Below are 18361 nucleotides of genomic sequence, written 5' to 3'. Positions count from 1 at the left end.
AGCCTGTTCGTCGCTCATGCGCGGAGAGTTTAGTAGATGATCAAGCGGCAACCCGATTCCACGTTGTTACGTGTACCTCCGCACTTGACATCCAGGTGAACTCTTTCGCACGGTCGGAGCCCGCCTTCGCCAACGTCCGGCGGCGCTGCTCGTCGTGCAGCAGGTCAGCGAGGTCCTCGGCGATCCGCTCCGGTGTTTCGGTCGTGTAGGCGACAGCGTCACCGCCGACCTCCGGAAGTGACAACCGGGGCGTGGTGAGCACCGGGGTGCCGCAGGCCATCGCCTCCAGGATCGGCAGGCCGAACCCCTCCCCGAACGAGGGGTAGCAGGCAACCAGGGCGCCGCCGAGGAAGCCGGGCAGGTCCGCGTACCGCAGATAGCCTGGTCGCAGCAGCCGCAGGTGCGCCGGGACCTCGGCCACCGCGCGGTCGATGTCGTCGTCGTGCCCCTGACCGCCGGCGATCACCAGGGCCGGCGGGTGGGGCCAGTCGGCGACCGCCCGGGCCCAGCCACGGATCAGGTTCGGCACGTTCTTCCGCGGCTCCTTGGCGCCGAGGAACGCCACATAGCCCGAGTCGCCCAAGCCGAGGCGGGCCCGGACCCGCGCCTTCTCGTCCTCGGTCGGCGCGTGGAAGGCCGCCTGGTCCACCCCGTGGTACGCCACGTCGATCCGGGTCGGGTCCGCGTCCAGCAAGCGGATCAGCTCGTCCCGGGTGGCCTTGCTCGGCACGATCACCCGGGCGGCCCGGCGCAGCGACGTCTTGATCGCGCTGCGGAAGAAGGTCCGCTTGGTGTTGTCGTAGTGCTCCGGCTCGGTGAAGAACGTCGCGTCGTGCACCGTCACGGTCACCGGGCAGCCGGTGCGCAGCGGGCAGGTGTAGAACGGCGAGTGCAGGACCTGCGCGCCGACCTGCTGGGCGAGCAGCGGCAGACCGGTCTGCTCCCAGGCGAGACGGGCCGGCCGGTGCACGATCGCGGCCGGGCCGGGGATCACCTCGGCGGAGGGCAGCATCCGGCGGTAACGCTCCGCATCGGAACGCTGTGCCACGACGGCAAGGTCCACTCGGTCGGAACCGAGCTGCCCGAGCGCTCCGAGCAGACCGTCGACATATCTGCCGACACCGCCCCGGTCCGCGGGGACACTGGTGGCGTCGACGAGCACTCGCGGGGGGCGACCGGGGGTCACGAGGCATCTCCTTGGCGTCTCTGACGTACCGATGCGGCGATGGAACTACCGACGATTCGAGGGTACGCCTGGAACGCGCCGCGAACGTGTCCACGACACCGCCGATCGCCGTAGTCAATCCGCGGCATCACGGACCGTAACCGGCCTGCGCGAGTCCGGGTCGTAAGGTGTGTGGTGATGAAAACGACGATCCCGCAGGCGTTCACGGAGGCGGTCCGGCGCGATCCGGCCGCGCCGCTGCTGACCTGGTATGACGACGCCACCGGCGACCGCACCGAGCTGTCCGGGGCGACCCTGGACAACTGGGTGTCGAAGACCGCGAACCTGCTGGTCGACGGGGTCGGCCTGGGTCACGGCGACGCGGTGGCCCTGCTCCTGCCGCCGCACTGGCAGACCGCGGCGCTGCTGCTCGGCGTGTCGGCCGCCGGCCTGGCCGCCGACCTGGGCGGCGACCCGCAACCGGTGGAGGCGCTCTTCACCACCCCGGACCTGGTGGACCGGGCCGCGAGCTGGACCTCGCTCGACCGCTGGGCCACCGGCCTGCTGCCGCTGGCCATGCCGCTGCGCACCCCGCCGGCCGGGTACGCCGACTACGTCACCGAGGTCCGTAACCACGGCGACCACTTCCGCGGCGCGCCGGTCGACCCGGCCGACCGGGCCCTGGCCGGCCCGGTCGAGCTGAGCCACCACGAGGTGATCGGCATGGCCGCCGACCGGGCCGCCGAACTCGGCATCACGTCCGGCGACCGGGTGCTGATCGACGTCACGCTCTACCCCGACCCGGTCGACTGGCTGCTGGCCCCGCTGGTGGCCGACGCCTCGGTCGTCCTCTGCGCCAACCTGGACGTGTCGAAGGCCGGGGCGCGGGCCGCCACCGAGAAGGTCACTGTGACGCTGGCCTGACCCGCTCCCGGGCCAGGTCGGCGAAGGCGTTCAGCGAGTCGGGGTTGGCCAGGGCGCCCTTGGCCGCCGCCGACTCCACGGGGGTGCCGGTGAGGATCCGCTTCACCGGCACCTCCAGCTTCTTCCCGGAGAGGGTGCGCGGCAGGGCACGCACCTGGTAGGCGGCGTCGGGCACGTGCCGGGGCGACAGCGCCCCGCGCAGCTCCCGCGCGATCCGCCCGCGCAGGGCGTCGTCCAGTTCCAGCCCCTCGGTGAGCACGACGAAGAGCAGCAGCTCGCCGTTCGGGTCGCCGGGCTTGTCCAGGTGCACGACCAGCGAGTCGGCGATCTCCGGCAGGGCCTCCACCACCGAGTAGAACTCGGCGGTGCCCAGGCGCACGCCACCCCGGTTGAGGGTGGCGTCCGACCGGCCGGTGATCACGCAGCTGCCGTCCGGGTCGATGGTGATCCAGTCACCGTGCCGCCAGACGCCCGGGAACACGTCGAAGTACGCCTCCCGGTAGCGGGAGCCGTCCGGGTCGTTCCAGAACCCGACCGGCATGCTCGGCATCGGCGCGGTGATCACCAGCTCGCCCAGCCCGCCGATGACCGGCTTGCCCTCCGGGTCGAACGCCTCCACCCGGGCGCCGAGGCTGCGGCAGGTGATCACACCGGCCCGAACCGGCAGCAGCGGCGCCCCGCCGACGAAACCGGTGCACACGTCGGTGCCGCCGGACAGCGAGGTCAGCTGCACCTCGCCGCTGACCGCCTCGTAGACCCAGCCCCAGCCCTCCGGCGGCAGCGGCGCCCCGGTGGAGCCGAGCCCCTTGAGCCGCTTGCCCGGGGTGATCCCGGCTTTGCGGCAGGCCATCAGGAACGGTGCCGAAGTGCCGAAATACGTGATCCCGGCGGTGTCGATCAGATCCCACAGGGCGTCCAGCGAGGGCCAGCCCGGATTGCCGTCGAAGAGCACGATCGCCGCGCCCACGGCCGGACCGCTGGCCAGGTAGTTCCACATCATCCAGCCGGTGGTGGTGAACCAGAAGAACCGGTCGGACGGGCCCAGGTCGTGGTGCAGCGCCAGGATCTTCAGGTGCTCCAGGAGGATGCCGCCGTGACCGTGCACGATCGGCTTGGGCAACCCGGTGGTGCCGGAGCTGTAGAGCACGTAGAGCGGGTGGTCGAACGGCACCGGCTCGAACTCCAGCGGATCGTCGCCGCCGAGATCACCCCAGTCACCACCGTCGCGCAGGTATCCGATGGTGATGACGTGCTCGATCGACGGGATCGCCGCCCGGATCGCGGCGATCTCCGGGCGGCGGTCGACGTCCTTGTCGCCGTACCGGTAGCCGTCCGTCGCGACCAGCACCTTCGGCTCGATCTGGCTCCAGCGGTCGATCACGCTGCGGGCGCCGAACTCCGGCGCGCAGGACGAGAAGACCGCGCCCAGGCTGGCGGTCGCCAGCATCAGCACGTAGGTCTCCGGGATGTTCGGGGCATAGGCCGCGACCCGGTCACCCTTGCCGACCCCACGGGCCTTCAGCCCGGCCCGGACCCTCCGCACCTCCTCGCGCAGCTTCCGGCCGGTCAGGGTGACCGGCTCACGGCTCTGGGAGTACGCGATGACGACCGGTTCGTCCTCGTCCCGCCCCGGCATCCGCAGCACGTTCTCGGTGTAGTTGAGCGTGGCGCCGGGAAACCAGCGGGCACCCGGCATGGCCGTGCCGTCCAGCACCGCGGTCGCCGGCTCGTGCGCCACCACCTCGAAGTACTCCCAGATGGAGCCCCAGAAGGCGGTCAGGTCGGTGACGGACCACTCCCACAGTGCCGCGTAGTCGGCGAACGAGAGGCCCCGCTCCCGCTCCAGCCACTCCAGATAACGCCCGATCCGGGACGTCTCCCGGATGTCCGCCGGCGGCTCCCAGAGAAGTGTGCCGGCCGTCACCACACCTGTCGTCATCACCACACCTTAACGGTGGATCAATCGACTCCCGGCCGGTGCTCGGCGCGGGCCTTCTGGATCGCCGCACGGCGGGCCAGACGGTGGTCCCGGCGGATCATCGCCTCGGTGAACCGGCGCTTGTCGGCGTCTTCGCCGGGCAGCACCGGCGGCACCGAACGCGGGTGCCCGGCCGCGTCCACCGCCACGAACACCAGGTAGGCCGTCGCCACCGGCAGCGGGACCGCGCCGACCGCGTCCCAGCGTTCCGCGGCCAGTTTCACGCCCACCTCCATCGAGGAGGTTCCGGTCCAGTTCACCTGGGCGTACGCGTGCACGAGATCACCCACCCGGACCGGCTCGAGGAAGACGATCTCGTCGATCGCCGCGGTCACCGCGGTGCCCCCGCTGTGCCGCGCCGCGGCCGCGCCCGCCACGTCGTCCACGAACTTCATCAGTACGCCGCCGTGCACGGTGCCGTAGAGGTTCACGTCGACCGCGGTCATGATCCGGCTCAGGGTGACCCGGGAGAGCGCCGTCGGCCGTCCGGAGAGCTGTTCTTCCATGGCCGGTACGGTAACGGCGGCGTTCGCGGTTCCTTGCCGCGCCCGGGTACCGTGCCGGATCATGCGCCACCTCAGGTCGATCTTCTATGCGCTCGTGCTGGCCCCCAGCATCTGGGTGCTGTCCGGCGTCGGTTTCACACACGACCTGAGCAGCCGAGGGCGCGAATTCTTCGCGGCCGAGTCGATCTCCGGTCTGCTGCTGCTGATCTTCGCCGGCATCCTCTACGCCATCCTGGCGTTCGCCCCGGTCTCCCCGGCCGGCCCGGTCCTGGCCGGCGCCGCCTACCTGGGCGTGACGATCTGGGCGTGGCAGTCCCCGGCGGCCTACGCGGCACTGTGGGCGCCGGAGGTCTCCAAGGAGGGCTTCGACCTGAGCCGCCCCGGCTACGGTCTGGCCGCCCTCCTCGCCGTGCCGCTGCTCGGGACCGCGCTGAGCGCCCGCCGCTGGGCCCGCTACGAGCCGCCCGTCCTGCCGATCATCGGCGAGATCGGCCGCTTCCGGGGCGCCGCGAAGGTGGCCGGCATCCCGGTCTCCATCGCCGAGACCACGGTGATCCGGGTCGGCACACCGGCCGACCGCACCGAGGTCGTGACCGCCGCCGACCGCACCGTCACCATGCCGGCGGTCCCCGCCTCCGCTCCCGCCGCCCCGGTCACCACCTCGGAGCCGACCGTCGCGATCCGCTTGCCGGAGGCCGAGCCGACCACCGTCCTCGCCACGCCGTCCGAGAAGCCGGCGGCCGAGGCCGGCGACGTGACCCTTCCGCACGGCCTCGCGGTCGGCGCCGCGAAGAGCGAAGCGAACGGCGACGAACCGACCCGCCCACACGGCCTCGCGGTCGACGCCGCGAAGAGCCAGCCGAACGGCGACGAACCGACCCGCCCACACGGCCTCGCGGTCGACGCCGCGAAGAGCCAGCCGAACGGCGACGAACCGACCCGCCCACACGGCCTGGTGACGCCGCCCGGCGATGTGACCGAGCCGCTGCGGCTGCCCACCGAGCCCACCGCGCTGATCCCGGCCCAACGGCAGCCGCCGGAGATCGAATCCTGAGCGACGAGAGGCCGTAGCGCCGGTCCGTGCAGGCGTCACCGCCCGCCCGGCCACCGATCTCAGCCCGGCGGGCGCGGCACAGGCCGGAGCGGGCAGCGAGCCCGCGTCGAACGGGCGGGACGATCCGAATTCGGCGTCGACGAGGTAGCGCGTACCAAATAGGGTTTTTAGGCTGTTTCGGCGCGCCTGGCGAAGAGGGCGGCCAGCGCCGCACAGCAGCCAGACGACGACGTAGGCGCCCGCCGGGTTCTGGTCCGACCCGGTGTCGGACGCCGCCGAAGGCGAGCTCCTGGCCCGCCTCCGGCAGACCGGTGTCAGTTGAGAACGAACCTCTGGTTGGCGCCGGTGGTGCAGGTCCAGATCTGGAGTCGCGTGCCGTCGGCGGAGGTGTTGCCGGTGGCGTCGAGGCACTTGCCGGAGTACGTGTTGACCAGCCGTTGCGAGCTGTCCAGCGTCCACTTCTGCGAGGTGCCGGTGTGGCAGTCCCAGAGGTGGGCGACGGTGCCGTCGGCGTTGCTCGGTCCGCTGATGTCCAGGCACTTGCCGAGCGACCGGAGCGTGCCGTCACCCGGACGGGACCACTGCTGGGCCGCGGTGCCGTTGCATCCGTAGAGCTGGATCGCGGTGCCGTTGGCGGTGGCGGCGCCGGCCACGTCGACGCACTTGCCGTCGAGCCCGGTGATGGTCCCGCCGGGCGTCTGGGTCGCGGTTCCGGCCCAGGTGAAGGTCGCGGTGGTACGGGCCGGCAGCGTGTACACGAACGACTGCCCGCCCCAGTTCACCCGCACCGACTGGCTGCTCGTGCCGCTGTTGTGCGCGATCAGGGCCTTGCCGCCGTCCGGGTTGCGCCACGCCACGTTCTGCACGGCGGTGTTGTTCGAGGCGATCCGGACCGCGCCCGGCTTGACGAACTTGGTGAGGTGCCCGGTCGTGTAGTACTCGACGGTGTAGTCGACCTGACCGGCCCGCGAGCCGCCCTCCTGCACGGTGATCAGCCCGGTGCAGGTGCCGCAGCCGCCGTTGTGCGGGCCCATGTCCTGGTTCAGCGCGAGGCTCCACTTGACCAGGCTGCTGCTGTAGTTCCGGGCGTAGTTGACGATGTCGGCCAGGTCCTCGTTGTGCTGGTTGGTGATCCAGGTGCCGCCGGAGTGCTCGGTGCTGAACTGCTTCACGGCCGGGTACTGGTCGTGGACCTGGGTGCCGACCGCCGGGTCGCCGAAGTAGCCGTGCCAGGCGATGCCGCCGAAGAGCGGATCATCGCGTACGCCCGTGTCGGCGAGGATGGCCGCCCCGAAGTTCGCGTAGTCGCCGTAGTTCCAGTCGTGGATCAGCACCTTCGTGGTGATGCCGGCCGCCCGGAACGCCGGGTAGACGTGGTTCTTGGTGAACTCCGCCAGGCCGGACGGGTTCCAGCTCATGCCCGGGTAGTTCATCGCCGTCGGGTTCGCGGCCTGGCAGCAGTTCGGCTCGTTCTGCACCGAGATGTAGTTGATCGGCACTCCGGCCGCCTGGTAGCTCTGGATGTACTTGACCAGGTACTGGGCGTACGTGGGGTAGTACTCCCACTTGAGCCAGCCCATCTGGTCCATCCGGCCGTTGTCCTTCATCCAGCCGGGCGCGCTCCACGGGACGCCCTTCACCCGCAGCGCCGGGTTCAGCTGCCTGGCCTGCTGCGTCAGCAGCCGGACGTTCGTGTCGTACCCGTTCGACCCGAAGTCGTTGAGGTCGCAGCAGGTGTCGTCGAGCGAGACGTTGCCGGGCCGGGACAGGTCGGAGGCGCCGATCGGGTTACGGACGAAGGAGAGCCCGATGCCCTGGGTCGGGCTGAACAGCTTCGTCATCACGGCGTCCCGGGTGGCCGCACTGATCGGGCCGCCGCGCAGCAGGTAGGCGGTGGTGTCGGTGATCGACGCGCCGCCGCCCTCGAAGGTCTGGTAGGTGGTGCCCTCGTCGATCGTGATGGTCTGGTTCGCGCTGCCGCCGGCCGGGCCGAACGCGATGGCGGCCTGCTGCTGGAGGCCGCGGGTGACGACGCGGCCGGCGCTGTCCGAGGTGGTGGTGAGGTAGACGTTCACCGTCTCGCCGGCCGCGTGGGCGGGGGTTGCGCTCATCGTCACGCCGAGAGCCGCGATGAGCAGCGCACTTCGCACGCGCATGAGGACTCCTGTTCCGTGGGGGAAGGTAACAGGAAGGAAACCTCTATTAATTCGGAAGGGTCAATGAGATGACGTTCCGGATCGGGGTACGCCGGTTCCGGAACCGTGAAACACGTCAGGAACGGGCCCGGTGGAGTCGCGGATCACGAGTTCGGTGGCCAGCTCCACGTGCAGCGCGTCCAGACGGTGCCCACCCAGCATCCGCAACAGCAGATGTACGGCCATCCGCCCCATCTCCTCCAGCGGCTGCCGGACCGTGGTCAGCATCGGCCGGCACGCCTGCCCCAGCTCGATGTCGTCGAACCCGGCCACCGACAGATCCGCCGGCACCCGCAACCCGCGCTCGGCGGCCGCCCGCAGCGCCCCGATCGCCATCTTGTCGTTGAAGGCGAGCAGCGCCGTCGGGCGTTCCGGCAGGTCCAGCAATTCGGCGGCGGCATGGTGGCCCAGCTCGGTGGTGGGCTCGGCGACGAACCGGGTCAGCTCCGGCGCGGGCAGCACACCGGCGTCGGCCAGCGGAGAGAGATAGCCTGCGAACCGGTTCTCGCCGGCCAGCCAGTCGCGGGGCCCGCCGATGATCCCGATCCGCCGGTGCCCGAGCCCGACCAGGTGGGCGGCGAGTTGCCGGGCGCCGGAGAAGTGCGCGGCGGAGACCGCGGCGAGTTGCCGGGGCGGCGGGGTACGCGGATCGAGCACCACGAAGGGGAAGCCGCGATCGCGGAGCCGGGCCAGTTCGGCGCCCGGCTCGGGCGGCAGGATGAGCACGGCGCCGGCCACGTCACGCCGGCCGGTCAGAGCGGTGAGCACGTGGTCGCGCTGGGCCGCCACACCCGCGTTCAGGATCACCTGGAGACCGTGCGGCTCCAGGGCCTCGGCCACCGCGGAGACGATCAGCCCGAAGTAGTCGGTGAGCACGTACGGGCAGCGGACATAGATCCCGGTGGCCCGCTCCCCGCGCCGGCGGGGAGCGCCACGGCCCAGTTCGGCGATGGTCGCGAGCACCCGTTCCCGGGTGGCCGGGGCGACGTTGGCCCGCCCGTTCAGCACCCGCGAGACGGTGGCGATGGACAGGCCGGTGCGGGCGGCCACGTCGCGTACGGTCGCTCTTGTTTCATCGCCCTGTTTCATGGCGGCGAGGATACGACCGCGCCACCGTTCCGTAGAGATACATCCCGGCCAGCACGCCCGCGCCGACGCGCAGGGCGAGCACGCCGAACAGGCTGGGCCCGCCCCATTGACCGCTGTAGGTGGCCGGATCGGACAGGTCGATGAGGAACGGCGTGGCCACCGCCTGCGCGACGAGCAACGTCGCGGCGATCACACCGAGCATCTTGAGCAGCAACTTCATGCCTTCGACGGTAGGAACGCCGAACTCCGGGCCGCATCGGGATGATCCCCGATACGGCCCGTAAGCCCTACCATCGCGGCCATGTCGATCACGCGCTTCCGGCTGGCGATGCTCGGCGCCGCGCTCGGGTTCCTGGCCCTCGCGCTGGCGATCCGGGCGGTGGCACCCCTGGGCGGCTGGGCCGAGCAGTCGTCCGGCACCGCCCTCTACGCCTCGATGACATACGCCGGCGTGCTCTTCCTCGCGCCTCGCCTGTCCCCGTTCGTGGCCGGCGGGATCGCTCTGGGCTGGTGCTGGGGCGCCGAGCTCTTCCAGCTCACCGGCGTTCCGGCGGCCCTCTCCGAGGAGAGCCTCCTGGCCCGGCTGGTGCTCGGCGCGGCTTTCGACCCGATCGACCTGATCTGGTACCCGATCGGCATTGTCCCGCTGGTGGCCCTGCATCTGATGATCCGTAAGCGCACATGAAATCGAGAACATGTTGTTAAGGCTTGCGAAATGATCAAGCCATTGGCCTCGATCCGCGCCTTGACTCAATTAGAAGCATTCCAGAGAGTCATCGAAGGTTCTTAATGTTCGCCCTATAGTCGCACTGCTGCTTGGGGCATAGACCTAGAACAATTGATCATCGCCGTGCACCCGGCAGCGATGCAGTCCATCACTGCATCCGGACCGATTCCCGTGAAAGGGGAAAGATGCTACGGCGCCTTCGATCACTATTCATTGCGATTCCACTCACCGGAGCACTTGCCGGAGCAGCCCTGTCGGCACCCGCCCAGGCCGGCCCGGCGGCGGATGCGGCTATCGGCGTGAGCGTCAGCGCCTCTGTCCGCACCGCGGCAAGCTACTGGACCACCGAGCGCATGCTCAACGCGAAACCCGTGCCGGTGCCCGAACTGGACACGGCCACCAACGCGAAGCTGTCCCAGCGGGCAGTGCCGCAAGGGCGCGCCGGCAAAGTCGACGGCGCGGCCGGTTCGATGCGCGAGCAGGGACCGGCCCAACAGCTCGCCGACCCGGGCGCCAGCGCCGCCACGTGGAGCTCGACGAGTTCGCCGCCCGGGGCGACGTCCGGCAAGGTCTTCTTCGTCGGGGCCGACGGCGGCAACTACGTCTGCTCCGGCAGCACCGTCAACAGCGGCGGCAAGAACCTCGTCTTCACCGCTGGACACTGCGTCTCCAACGGCTCGGGCACCTGGTACAACAGCGCGCCGTGGACCTTCGTGCCCGGCTACAACAACGGCAACGCGCCGTACGGGAGCTGGACGGCCCGCCAGCTCTGGACCCGCCCGGCATGGCACAACGGCGCGAACCGGGCCGAGGACATCGGCGCGGCGGTGATGTCCACCAATGCCGGTGGCACCAGGATCGTCGACTACGTCGGCGGGCAGGGAATCGAGTGGAACTACCCCCTGTCGCAGTACCAGTTCCAGTTCGGCTACCCGTCCAGGACACCGTTCAACGGACAAATCCTGAAGTACTGCACGGGACAGTCCTACAACGATGGTGGACACAACGGGATCAATTGCAGCATGACCGAGGGCGCCAGCGGCGGCCCGTGGCTGGATGACTTCGACGGCACTTTCGGCTGGCTCGACTCCGTCAACAGTTGGGTCTTCTGGAATTCCAGTGGTGTCCGGTACAAGTGGAACGGACCCTATTTCGGAAACAACGCCCGCGATTTCTACAACGCGATCGCCAACCTGTAAGAAACGTCGAAGGGTACCGGGCGAACAGCCCGGCACCCTTCGTACGGAACCGAGCAATGCGCCACGACGTCCCATCCTTCGACGACGAATCAGGAGGGCCCATGAGCACTGCCCGAATCAATGTCGTGATCGCGATCGGGGCGCTGACCGTCTTGTTCGGATGCGCGGCGCCGGCTACGGAATCGGAAGACGGCCACGTCCTCACCGTGCAGGAAGCGATCGACGTCGGTGCCGGACAGGTGCGGGTACGGGGCTACGTCCTGATCACGCGGGACAAGGTGACACAGCTCTGCACCGGGCTCGCCGGCTCCTATCCCCCGCAGTGCGGCACCCCCGCGCTGGTCGTCCAAGGGCTGGCCGTCGACCTGATCCCGCACCGCGAATCGGCTCAGGGCGTCGTGTGGGGTGGCGAGATCACCGTCCAGGGCAGCCTCTCCGCCGGCGTACTGAACGTGACCTGACCGGATTCGGACGCGGAAGCCCAGGTTAAATCGAAGATCGGCTATTGATTTCGGGTGCGGTGGGCGCGAGGCTGAGCGCGGTTGTTACCGACAGGTAAGGAGCCTGGCTCATGGCCCCCGACAGAGCCCCTCAGCGCACCGCCGTCGTCGCCGGTGCCGCCCTCGCGATACTGCTCGCCACCGCCGCACCGGCGCTGGCCGCACCTCCCACCGAGCTGCCCGGCAACGCCGAGGCGGTCGAGACCAAGTGGCAGCCGGCGTACGACTACGACACCGACGGCTGCTACCCCACCCCGGCGATCGGCCCGACCGGCACGGTCAACGGCGGCCTGAAACCGGCCGGGTCGCTCAGCGGCGACTGCCACGACACGTCAGATCTGGACAACACCAACGGATACTCGCGCTACAAGTGCAACAACGGGTGGTGCGCCGTCGCGTACGGCCTCTACTTCGAGAAGGACCAGGCGCTCGCGAACAGCTCGATCGGCGGCCACCGCCACGACTGGGAGCACGTCGTGGTCTGGGTGCAGAACGACGTGGCGAAGTACGTCGCCACCTCGGCGCACGGCGACTTCACCATCTCCGCCGCGAGCAGCGTCCGCTGGACCGGCAACCACCCGAAGATCGTCTACCACAAGGACGGCGCCAGCACGCACACCTTCCGCCTGGCCGGCACCGGCGACGAGCCGCCCGAGAACGGGTACGCCGCCTGGCAGTACCCGGCTCTCGTCGGCTGGAACGGCTTCCCGTCCACCAGCATCCGCACCACGCTGAGCAACTACGACTTCGGCAGCGCGAACTTCGGCCTGAAGGACGCCAACTTCGTCAGCCTGATCACCGAGGCGATGCCGGCCGGCATCACCTTCGACCCGTCCGCCTGAGAATGGGCCGGGCGCGCGCCCGGCCCATTCCGTCAGCGGATGACGGCGAGTTCGCGGCGTGGAGCCCGCGCCGACGCGATGACCTGGCCGGCGATCTCGCCACCACGGACGGCGATGTTCGAGAGCAGCCCCGAGCCCAGTCCGTGCCCGGACTCGGTGGAGCCCAGCACGAAGACCGGCAGCGCCGACCCGTCCGCCCGGTGCAGGCGGTAGTCGCGGGCCAGCCAGACGTCGGAGGTGTCGCCGAAGGAGCCGCCGAGCAGCTTCCGGGGCAGCGGCGAGGTGAACCCGGTGGCGCAGACGACCGCGTCGTACGTCTCCCGCGCGGTCGTCCCGGTCATCCGGCGCAGGACGTCCAGCGTGATCCGGCCACCGGACGCGCGAGCGCTGGTGATGCGGGCCGCCCGGTGGAAGCGCAGCCGGTCCCCGCCGGCCACCTTCTCCTGGTACTCGAAGTCGTAGAGCCAGGTGAGCAGCTCCGGGTCGACGCAGCTGTAGTTGGTGGCCCGGTGCCGGTCGAGCAGCTCGGCGCGGACGTTGGCGTCGGCGAAGTAGAAGTCGTCCACGGCGGCGGGATCGAAGACCCGGTTCGCGAACGGGCTGGAGTCGGCGGGCGTCATCCCGTACCCGGACAGGTAGCAGTCGACCGACGCGCCGGGGTAGGTGTCGAGGACGTGCCGTACCGCCTCGGCAGCGCTCTGCCCCTGCCCGGCGACGGCCACCCGGGCTCCTCTGCCGAGGCCCGCGGACCGCAGGCCGCCGATGAGCCCGGTGTTGTGGAGGACACCCGGCAACGCCGCGGCCCAGTCCGGCATCCGGGGTGTCGAGCCGGCGCCGATCGCGACGTACCGGGTCGTGGTGGTGTGCCGGGCGCCGTCCAGGTCCCAGGACACGGCGCAGCCGCCGGTGCGCTCGTCCAGGTCGACGGAGACCACCTCGGCACCCCAGCACACCGGGACCTGGAGCCGCTCCACGGCCCACCGCAGGTAGTCGGTGAACTCGAGACGGCTGGGGAAGAACGACTTGCGGTTGATGAAGTCGCTCATCCGGCCGCGCTCGTGCAGGTAGTTCACGAAGGTGTAGGCGCTGCGCGGGTCCCGCTGGGTGGCGAGGTCCTTGAGGTAGCTGATCTGCATGACGGAGGAGGGCAGCAGCATCTCCGGATGCCAGTCGAACCCGGGACGGCGGTCGAGGAACTGCGCCCGGGCCGGAGTCCCGGCCTCCTCCAGTGCGATGGCCAGACCCAGGTTCGCCGGGCCGAGGCCCACACCGACAAGATCGCGATCAAACATGGTCCCCACCCTCGACGTCGTTGCTGTACAGGGTCTGCGCGACGTCGTTGTCGCTCGCCGTCATCCGGTCGGCGATCCGCTCGCCCAGCGCGGGCGCGATCTTGAAACCACCCCCGGAGAGGCCGGTCACGTACCAGAGGCCGTCGGTGGCCGTCGGCGCCGGCACGTCGCCGTGGTGTCCCGGTGTCGCGTACATGTCGGACGCGACGACGCTGCTCAGGTACTCGGCCTTGGACAGGGCCGGTATCCGCCGGGCCAGGGCCTCCGCCGCCCGCAGTCCGGTCCGCCGGTCGGTGACGTCCCGCCGGCCGGGCCGGTTCCAGGGCATCGGGTCGGCCCGGCCGACCAGGAGGACGCCGGGGCCCTGCTCGGGCGCGGGGCGCATCCAGGTGTCGGGGACGGTGTCCACGAGCGTGTGCGGCACCGCGCCGGAGTCGCCGAGGCGGACGAAGGAGTAGACGATCCGCCGTCGCTCCACCTCGGGGGCCGATCCGGGCGGCAGGAGCGCGGCGGTGCCCGGTCCGGCGGTCACGATCACCTGGCGGGCCCGTACCGCCGGGCCCGTGCCGACCAGCGAGAAGCCGTCGCCGTGGGTGATCACCTGGCGGACCGGGCCGGTCCGGGTGATCGCGGCGTCGTCCCGGCACCGGTCCGCGAGCCAGCGCAGCGCCTCGCCGGCATGGACGAAACCGCCGTACGGCTCGACGACGGCGCAGTCGCCCCGCTCCAGCCGGACCGGGTGCCGGGCCGGTCCGCCGATCACCCGGTACGGCACCCCGGCGGCCGCCATCTCGGACAGCACCGCCCGGTCCAGCCCGGCCCGCGGCACCACGTGCACCGAACCGGTCCGCCGGTAGGCCGGGCAGTTCAGCCACACCGAGGTCAGGCTGCGTGCCGCGAGCCGGGTCAGGAACGGATCGGCGGAGTAGGCGCGGACCAGTCCCCCGCTGAGGGCCGAGGCCGACGAGCCGGCGTCCTCGCCGCTGAGACTCACCAGCAGTCCCCGGGCGGCGAGCGCCAGCGCGGTGAAACGGCCGACGACGCCGTCGCCGATGACGGCACAGTCCACGGTCGTCACCGGAGCACCTCCACCGGGCGCGGCTGTTCCCAGACCGGTACGCCGTACCGCTCCGCCCACAGGGTGACCAGCTCCGGGCCGGTGAGGTCACGCTCGACGGCCTCGAGCATGTGCCGGGCGCAGCGGTCGACGAGGACCGCCGGGTCGGGCCGGGAGGTGACGACCCGCGGCCGTTCGCCCGGCGGCAGCTCGTCCCAGTCCGGTGAGCCCACCCAGCTGTCGTCGGTGAGTGCCACGTGTACCTCCCGGCCGTCCTCGGCGACGGCCCGCATCGCCTCCTCCGCGTCGGTCAGGGTGCCCAGGACCACCAGCGTGCCGGCGCCGGGCTGCTGGAGGATCTCCCGCACGCTGGGCCGGACCCGGCCGCCCAGGAGCTCCCACGCGCCGGCGAGCCCGTCGGCCGAGGGCCCGGCCCACGCCTCCGCGGGCCGGTACGCCCGGAACAGCACGGCGGCCTGCGCCAGGTTGTCCGGCATAGGGGCGATCACCCCCGGGTCCGGGTCCAGGTGTTCGCGGGTGATCTCCGGCGCCGAGGAGAGCGGGAAGGCCACCGGGATGCCGGCCCACCGGTAGGCGGTCAGCGCGCCACCGGCCGCCTCGCTGGAGAAGTGCCCCACCACGGCCGAGTAGCCGGCCGATCCGGCGATGCGCCGGGCGATGGCGACAGAGCGCTCGGGATCCGCGGCGTCGTCGAAGACCTCCACCGCCGGATGCTCCAGCAGCGCCGGGGGAAAGAGCCTTCCCCAGCGGGCCCGCGGGCCGGTGCGGGGCGCGACGACCGCGAGACGGCCTGCGGTGCTCATCCCACGCCCAGCCCGAAGTACCTGGCCGGGCGCCCGGTCCCGGAGCACGCCTGCCGGAGGTACGCGCTGCCGTCCGGCACGACCGGGGCGGCGGCCTCGGCGAACTCGGCGGTCCAGGCCCGCAGGGCGGCGGCCGCGGCGGCCCCCTCGGGTCCCATGGCGCGCACCTCGTCGAGCGCCGACCCGATCACCCGGGCGGCGGACATCAGCTGCTCGACCGCGGCCGGCGGGTCGAAGTCGTCCGGCCGGCAGAACGCGCGGGCCAGGTCCAGCTGCGCCCGTACGGCACGTCCGCTGCGCCGCAGGTCGGCCGGGAGAGCGGCCTCGTCCACGGTGGTCGCGGCACCGTCCAGGGCGAACACCCCGCGGAAGGTGGCGTCCCAGGCGTCCAGCACCTTTTCGGTACGGCTGAGGTCGTCCAGGGTGAAGTCGGTCCGGCTGGTCGCCGGCCGCCGGAGCAGGCAGTGCAGGCGCAGCAGGTCCGCCCCGACGACCGGGAGCAGCTCGGACGCCCAGATGGCGTGCCGCCGGCTGGTGGAGAACTTGGAGCCGTTCAGCTGGAAGAACTCGTTGACGACGAACTTCTCCGGCAGCAGTTCCGCCCGGCCCAGCGCCAGGTTCACGGCCGGGAAGAGGACCGCGTGGAAGTAGCCGTTGTCGATGCCGAAGAACTGCACGAGCCGGTCGTGTCCGGCGGGCGGCGCCTCGGCGGCGTACCCCTCGGCCATCTCCAGCCACACGTAGGTGCGCAGCGCCGGATCCTCCGCGGTGGGGATGCCCCAGTCCGACGGGTGCGAGACGAGGATGTCGGGCAGGCGCTCGGCCGCCATCGCCCGGCAGACGGCGCGCAGCCGCTCGGGCATGTCGCAGGACGCCCAGAACTCCACGAGCCGGTCCCGCAGCGGTTCCAGCGGCAGCACGTGCAGCTTGGTCTGCCGTACCTCCGGGGTCGAGCCGCAGCGGATGCAGAACGGGTCGGCGACGTCGGCGCAGACGTTGGGCCGGCAACAGTCCTCACAGGCGTTGCCGTTGGTGCCGGCCCCGCAGTGGGGGCACTTCCCGCCCAGGTAGGCCTCGTACAGCCAGAGGTCGCAGGGCTCGCAGAACGGCAGCGGCCGCTCCTGGGCCACCACGTGACCGCTTTCGATCAACAGCGAGAACAGATTTCGTACGCGGGACTCGTACTCGATCCCGTGCGGTCGCACGATCGCGTCGAACCGCACGCCGGCCGCGGCCCAGGTGTCGACGATCGAGCGGGTGTACCGCTCCGCCGTCTCCTCGGGCGTGCCGCCCTCCCCCCAGGAACGGCGCGGCACGTACGTCTGGTTGTCGTCGAGGCCGGTGGAGTACCAGGTGTCCTGCCCGTCCGCGGCCAGCGCCCGGGCCATCACGTCGCCGGCCAGGTACGGCCCGGAGATGTGACCCACGTGCAGGTGTCCGTTCGGCGTCGGGGGCGTCGCCGTGATCCAGGTGGTCATCGGGTCTCCTTCAGGGGCCAGTAGACGGAGAACCAGGTGAGCGGCTCGTCGGTGCAGTGCACGACGTGCTCGTGGTTCTTCTCGATGAAGACGACGTCGCCGGCGCGCAGCGGGGTGGACTCGGCGCCCGAGACGAGGGTCCCGCGGCCGCCGGTGACGAACACCATCTCGCGCTGGTCGTGCTGGTCCGGCTCGGTCTGCCGGCCGGGCTCCAGCCAGCAGCCCATCGCGCCGAGCGTCTCGTCGTCGATGAGGTTCAGGGGGAAGACCCGCTGGCACCGGGTTCCGAACTCGCCGTCCGCCGATTCCTCGGACAGCGTGGCCATATGGCGCAGGGCGGTCATTTCCGTACCTTTCCGGTGGCCAGGACCACCACGACGAGGACACAGACGAAGAGCAGTCCCGCGATGCCCCGCGATCCGAGGATCACCAGGCTGCTGAGCAGGACGACGACGGCCTGGACGCTCCACCTCCGCTGCAACCGCGCGAGGGCGGCGCTGCACAGCGCGTAGACGGACATGAACAGCGCCGATGTCCAGGCGAGGAGGTCGGAGTGGGTGACGATCCCGGCGCCGAAGAGGGCCAGCGTGCCGGCGTACGCGCAAGCCAGCACGATCTTGGCGCGCGACTCGGAGGTCCGGCCCCGGACGGCGTGCACGTACAGCCGGGTGGCGCCGAGCACCCACGCGTTGGTCGCCGCGATGATCGCGACGGCGGACGAGGCCAGCAGGACCAGGCGCAGAGGCGCCGGCAGACCGGCGGTCAGGGCGGGCACCAGCGCGGTGGGCCCGCCGGGCGGCAGGGCCGCGTAGGCGACGGTGGCGGCCAGGTAGGTCAGGGCGACCAGCGGTACGGCGCGCCGGATCGCCCGGGGGAAGGTGTGCCGCGGGTCCCGCACCGAGCCGCCCAGCAGGGAGACGTTCTCCCAGCCCAGGTAGGCGTAGAAGGCGACGCCCGCGGCGGTCAGCACACCGGCCACCGACGTGGAGCCCTGCCGGCCGAGGTTGGCCAGGTCCATGCCGGGCACGGCGAGGACGATGCTGACCCCCAGGGCGACCAGCGCGATCTTGATGCTGACGTCCTGGATCCGGGCGATGGCCCGGTCACTGAGCCCGGCCAGTGCCAGGGACAGCAGCATCAGCGCCATGGCGGTGACCGGCACCGGGGGCAGCCGGTCCGTCAGCGCCTCCAGGTAGTGGGCGGTGGCGATGGCCATGGCCGGGTTCCCGACCGCGTAGACCACCAACAGCAGACCCTGCGCGATGGCGGCGTTCGCGGAGCCCATGCCGGAGCCGATGACGTCGGTGATGCCGGAGACCCGGGGGAACTCCATCGAGATGCGGGCGAACATCTGGGCGATACAGACGCAGATCCCGGCGAGCACGACCCACACGAGCGGGGCGGCCCAGCCGGCCTCCTGGACGGAGATTCCCGGCACCACCAGGATTCCCGCGCCGAGGACGCTGGAAACGTACATCTGTGTCAGTTGACCGACCGACCACTGCCGCTCGGCCAGAGCGTTCTGAGCCAT

Annotated in this window: 18 protein-coding genes; 6 read left to right on the top strand and 12 right to left on the bottom strand. The window is 71.1% G+C overall.

What is annotated here, in order from left to right; all coding sequences use genetic code 11:
• Positions 1-40: 40 nt before the first annotated feature.
• On the bottom strand, positions 41-1186 hold the full coding sequence (locus tag BJ964_RS14395) for a glycosyltransferase family 4 protein (protein ID WP_188121145.1): 1146 nt from the start codon (positions 1184-1186) through the stop codon (positions 41-43).
• 177 nt (positions 1187-1363) lie between these two features.
• Here BJ964_RS14395 and BJ964_RS14390 point away from each other — a divergent pair, with 177 nt between their 5' ends.
• The gene (locus BJ964_RS14390; protein WP_188121144.1) at positions 1364-2089 is read left to right on the top strand and encodes a TIGR03089 family protein; all 726 of its coding nucleotides are present in this window, start codon (positions 1364-1366) and stop codon (positions 2087-2089) included.
• On the opposite strand, the gene BJ964_RS14385 is transcribed toward BJ964_RS14390, so the two are convergent.
• Both BJ964_RS14385 and BJ964_RS14380 read right to left on the bottom strand, forming a co-directional pair.
• Complete coding sequence (locus tag BJ964_RS14385; protein WP_188121143.1) at positions 2070-4028, bottom strand: acetoacetate--CoA ligase; 1959 nt, start codon at positions 4026-4028, stop codon at positions 2070-2072. The genes BJ964_RS14390 and BJ964_RS14385 overlap by 20 nt on opposite strands.
• Before the next feature lie 20 nt (positions 4029-4048).
• The gene (locus BJ964_RS14380; RefSeq protein ID WP_188121142.1) at positions 4049-4573 is read right to left on the bottom strand and encodes an acyl-CoA thioesterase; all 525 of its coding nucleotides are present in this window, start codon (positions 4571-4573) and stop codon (positions 4049-4051) included.
• Between the two features lie 61 nt (positions 4574-4634).
• Here BJ964_RS14380 and BJ964_RS14375 point away from each other — a divergent pair, with 61 nt between their 5' ends.
• Positions 4635-5627: a hypothetical protein gene (locus tag BJ964_RS14375; RefSeq protein ID WP_188121141.1), complete on the top strand. Its 993-nt coding sequence runs from the start codon at positions 4635-4637 to the stop codon at positions 5625-5627.
• A gap of 314 nt (positions 5628-5941) precedes the next feature.
• Here the strand turns inward: BJ964_RS14375 and BJ964_RS14370 are convergent, their stop codons facing one another.
• The 3 genes from BJ964_RS14370 to BJ964_RS14360 are packed head-to-tail and all read right to left on the bottom strand — an operon-like array spanning position 5942 to position 9131.
• A complete protein-coding gene (locus BJ964_RS14370) occupies positions 5942-7783 on the bottom strand; it encodes an RICIN domain-containing protein (RefSeq protein WP_188121140.1) in 1842 nt (613 codons plus the stop codon).
• 60 nt (positions 7784-7843) lie between these two features.
• Positions 7844-8911: a LacI family DNA-binding transcriptional regulator gene (locus BJ964_RS14365; protein ID WP_188121139.1), complete on the bottom strand. Its 1068-nt coding sequence runs from the start codon at positions 8909-8911 to the stop codon at positions 7844-7846.
• On the bottom strand, positions 8895-9131 hold the full coding sequence (locus tag BJ964_RS14360) for a hypothetical protein (protein ID WP_188121138.1): 237 nt from the start codon (positions 9129-9131) through the stop codon (positions 8895-8897). The genes BJ964_RS14365 and BJ964_RS14360 overlap by 17 nt, the downstream gene beginning before the upstream one ends.
• Before the next feature lie 81 nt (positions 9132-9212).
• Between BJ964_RS14360 and BJ964_RS14355 the strand changes: the two genes are divergently transcribed.
• The 4 genes from BJ964_RS14355 to BJ964_RS14340 all read left to right on the top strand — a co-directional run bounded on the left by BJ964_RS14355 (position 9213) and on the right by BJ964_RS14340 (position 12179).
• Positions 9213-9596 carry a ribosomal maturation YjgA family protein gene (locus tag BJ964_RS14355; RefSeq protein ID WP_188121137.1) on the top strand — a complete coding sequence of 128 codons (384 nt, stop codon included), beginning with the start codon at positions 9213-9215 and terminating at the stop codon, positions 9594-9596.
• 227 nt (positions 9597-9823) lie between these two features.
• A complete protein-coding gene (locus BJ964_RS14350; RefSeq protein WP_188121136.1) occupies positions 9824-10837 on the top strand; it encodes a trypsin-like serine peptidase in 1014 nt (337 codons plus the stop codon).
• Between the two features lie 101 nt (positions 10838-10938).
• On the top strand, positions 10939-11298 hold the full coding sequence (locus tag BJ964_RS14345) for a hypothetical protein (protein WP_188121135.1): 360 nt from the start codon (positions 10939-10941) through the stop codon (positions 11296-11298).
• Between the two features lie 110 nt (positions 11299-11408).
• Positions 11409-12179, top strand: a complete 771-nt coding sequence (locus tag BJ964_RS14340) for an NPP1 family protein (protein WP_188121134.1) — start codon at positions 11409-11411, stop codon at positions 12177-12179.
• Positions 12180-12211: 32 nt separating this feature from the next.
• Here BJ964_RS14340 and BJ964_RS14335 read toward each other — a convergent pair whose 3' ends face one another.
• The 6 genes from BJ964_RS14335 to BJ964_RS14310 are packed head-to-tail and all read right to left on the bottom strand — an operon-like array spanning position 12212 to position 18361.
• Positions 12212-13471 (bottom strand): lysine N(6)-hydroxylase/L-ornithine N(5)-oxygenase family protein, encoded by a 1260-nt coding sequence (locus tag BJ964_RS14335; protein ID WP_188121133.1) that lies wholly within the window; start codon positions 13469-13471, stop codon positions 12212-12214.
• A complete protein-coding gene (locus BJ964_RS14330; RefSeq protein ID WP_188121132.1) occupies positions 13464-14549 on the bottom strand; it encodes an NAD(P)/FAD-dependent oxidoreductase in 1086 nt (361 codons plus the stop codon). Before BJ964_RS14330 ends, BJ964_RS14335 begins: the two co-directional genes overlap by 8 nt.
• A complete protein-coding gene (locus tag BJ964_RS14325) occupies positions 14546-15352 on the bottom strand; it encodes a type 1 periplasmic-binding domain-containing protein (RefSeq protein ID WP_188121131.1) in 807 nt (268 codons plus the stop codon). The genes BJ964_RS14330 and BJ964_RS14325 overlap by 4 nt, the downstream gene beginning before the upstream one ends.
• On the bottom strand, positions 15349-16830 hold the full coding sequence (locus tag BJ964_RS14320; protein ID WP_188121130.1) for a class I tRNA ligase family protein: 1482 nt from the start codon (positions 16828-16830) through the stop codon (positions 15349-15351). Before BJ964_RS14320 ends, BJ964_RS14325 begins: the two co-directional genes overlap by 4 nt.
• Positions 16827-17174, bottom strand: coding sequence for a cupin domain-containing protein (locus BJ964_RS14315; RefSeq protein ID WP_188121129.1), 348 nt, complete (start codon positions 17172-17174; stop codon positions 16827-16829). The genes BJ964_RS14320 and BJ964_RS14315 overlap by 4 nt, the downstream gene beginning before the upstream one ends.
• Entirely contained in the window at positions 17171-18361 is a 1191-nt protein-coding gene (locus tag BJ964_RS14310; RefSeq protein WP_188121128.1) for an APC family permease, read from the bottom strand. Before BJ964_RS14310 ends, BJ964_RS14315 begins: the two co-directional genes overlap by 4 nt.

The organism is Actinoplanes lobatus (assembly GCF_014205215.1).
Taxonomy (GTDB): domain Bacteria; phylum Actinomycetota; class Actinomycetes; order Mycobacteriales; family Micromonosporaceae; genus Actinoplanes; species Actinoplanes lobatus.
This window is presented reverse-complemented; position numbering and strand designations above follow the sequence as displayed.

Bases quoted from the DNA above. Each gene is read 5' to 3' on its own strand.
- BJ964_RS14315 (WP_188121129.1), bottom strand. From the start codon at position 17,174: ATGACCGCCCTGCGCCATATGGCCACGCTGTCCGAGGAATCGGCGGAC.
- BJ964_RS14375 (WP_188121141.1), top strand. From the start codon at position 4,635: ATGCGCCACCTCAGGTCGATCTTCTATGCGCTCGTGCTGGCCCCCAGC.
- BJ964_RS14320 (WP_188121130.1), bottom strand. From the start codon at position 16,830: ATGACCACCTGGATCACGGCGACGCCCCCGACGCCGAACGGACACCTG.
- BJ964_RS14360 (WP_188121138.1), bottom strand. From the start codon at position 9,131: ATGAAGTTGCTGCTCAAGATGCTCGGTGTGATCGCCGCGACGTTGCTC.
- BJ964_RS14350 (WP_188121136.1), top strand. From the start codon at position 9,824: ATGCTACGGCGCCTTCGATCACTATTCATTGCGATTCCACTCACCGGA.
- BJ964_RS14335 (WP_188121133.1), bottom strand. From the start codon at position 13,471: ATGTTTGATCGCGATCTTGTCGGTGTGGGCCTCGGCCCGGCGAACCTG.
- BJ964_RS14325 (WP_188121131.1), bottom strand. From the start codon at position 15,352: ATGAGCACCGCAGGCCGTCTCGCGGTCGTCGCGCCCCGCACCGGCCCG.
- BJ964_RS14385 (WP_188121143.1), bottom strand. From the start codon at position 4,028: ATGACGACAGGTGTGGTGACGGCCGGCACACTTCTCTGGGAGCCGCCG.
- BJ964_RS14340 (WP_188121134.1), top strand. From the start codon at position 11,409: ATGGCCCCCGACAGAGCCCCTCAGCGCACCGCCGTCGTCGCCGGTGCC.
- BJ964_RS14355 (WP_188121137.1), top strand. From the start codon at position 9,213: ATGTCGATCACGCGCTTCCGGCTGGCGATGCTCGGCGCCGCGCTCGGG.
- BJ964_RS14370 (WP_188121140.1), bottom strand. From the start codon at position 7,783: ATGCGCGTGCGAAGTGCGCTGCTCATCGCGGCTCTCGGCGTGACGATG.
- BJ964_RS14390 (WP_188121144.1), top strand. From the start codon at position 1,364: ATGAAAACGACGATCCCGCAGGCGTTCACGGAGGCGGTCCGGCGCGAT.
- BJ964_RS14310 (WP_188121128.1), bottom strand. From the start codon at position 18,361: ATGGCTCAGAACGCTCTGGCCGAGCGGCAGTGGTCGGTCGGTCAACTG.
- BJ964_RS14380 (WP_188121142.1), bottom strand. From the start codon at position 4,573: ATGGAAGAACAGCTCTCCGGACGGCCGACGGCGCTCTCCCGGGTCACC.
- BJ964_RS14345 (WP_188121135.1), top strand. From the start codon at position 10,939: ATGAGCACTGCCCGAATCAATGTCGTGATCGCGATCGGGGCGCTGACC.
- BJ964_RS14365 (WP_188121139.1), bottom strand. From the start codon at position 8,911: ATGAAACAGGGCGATGAAACAAGAGCGACCGTACGCGACGTGGCCGCC.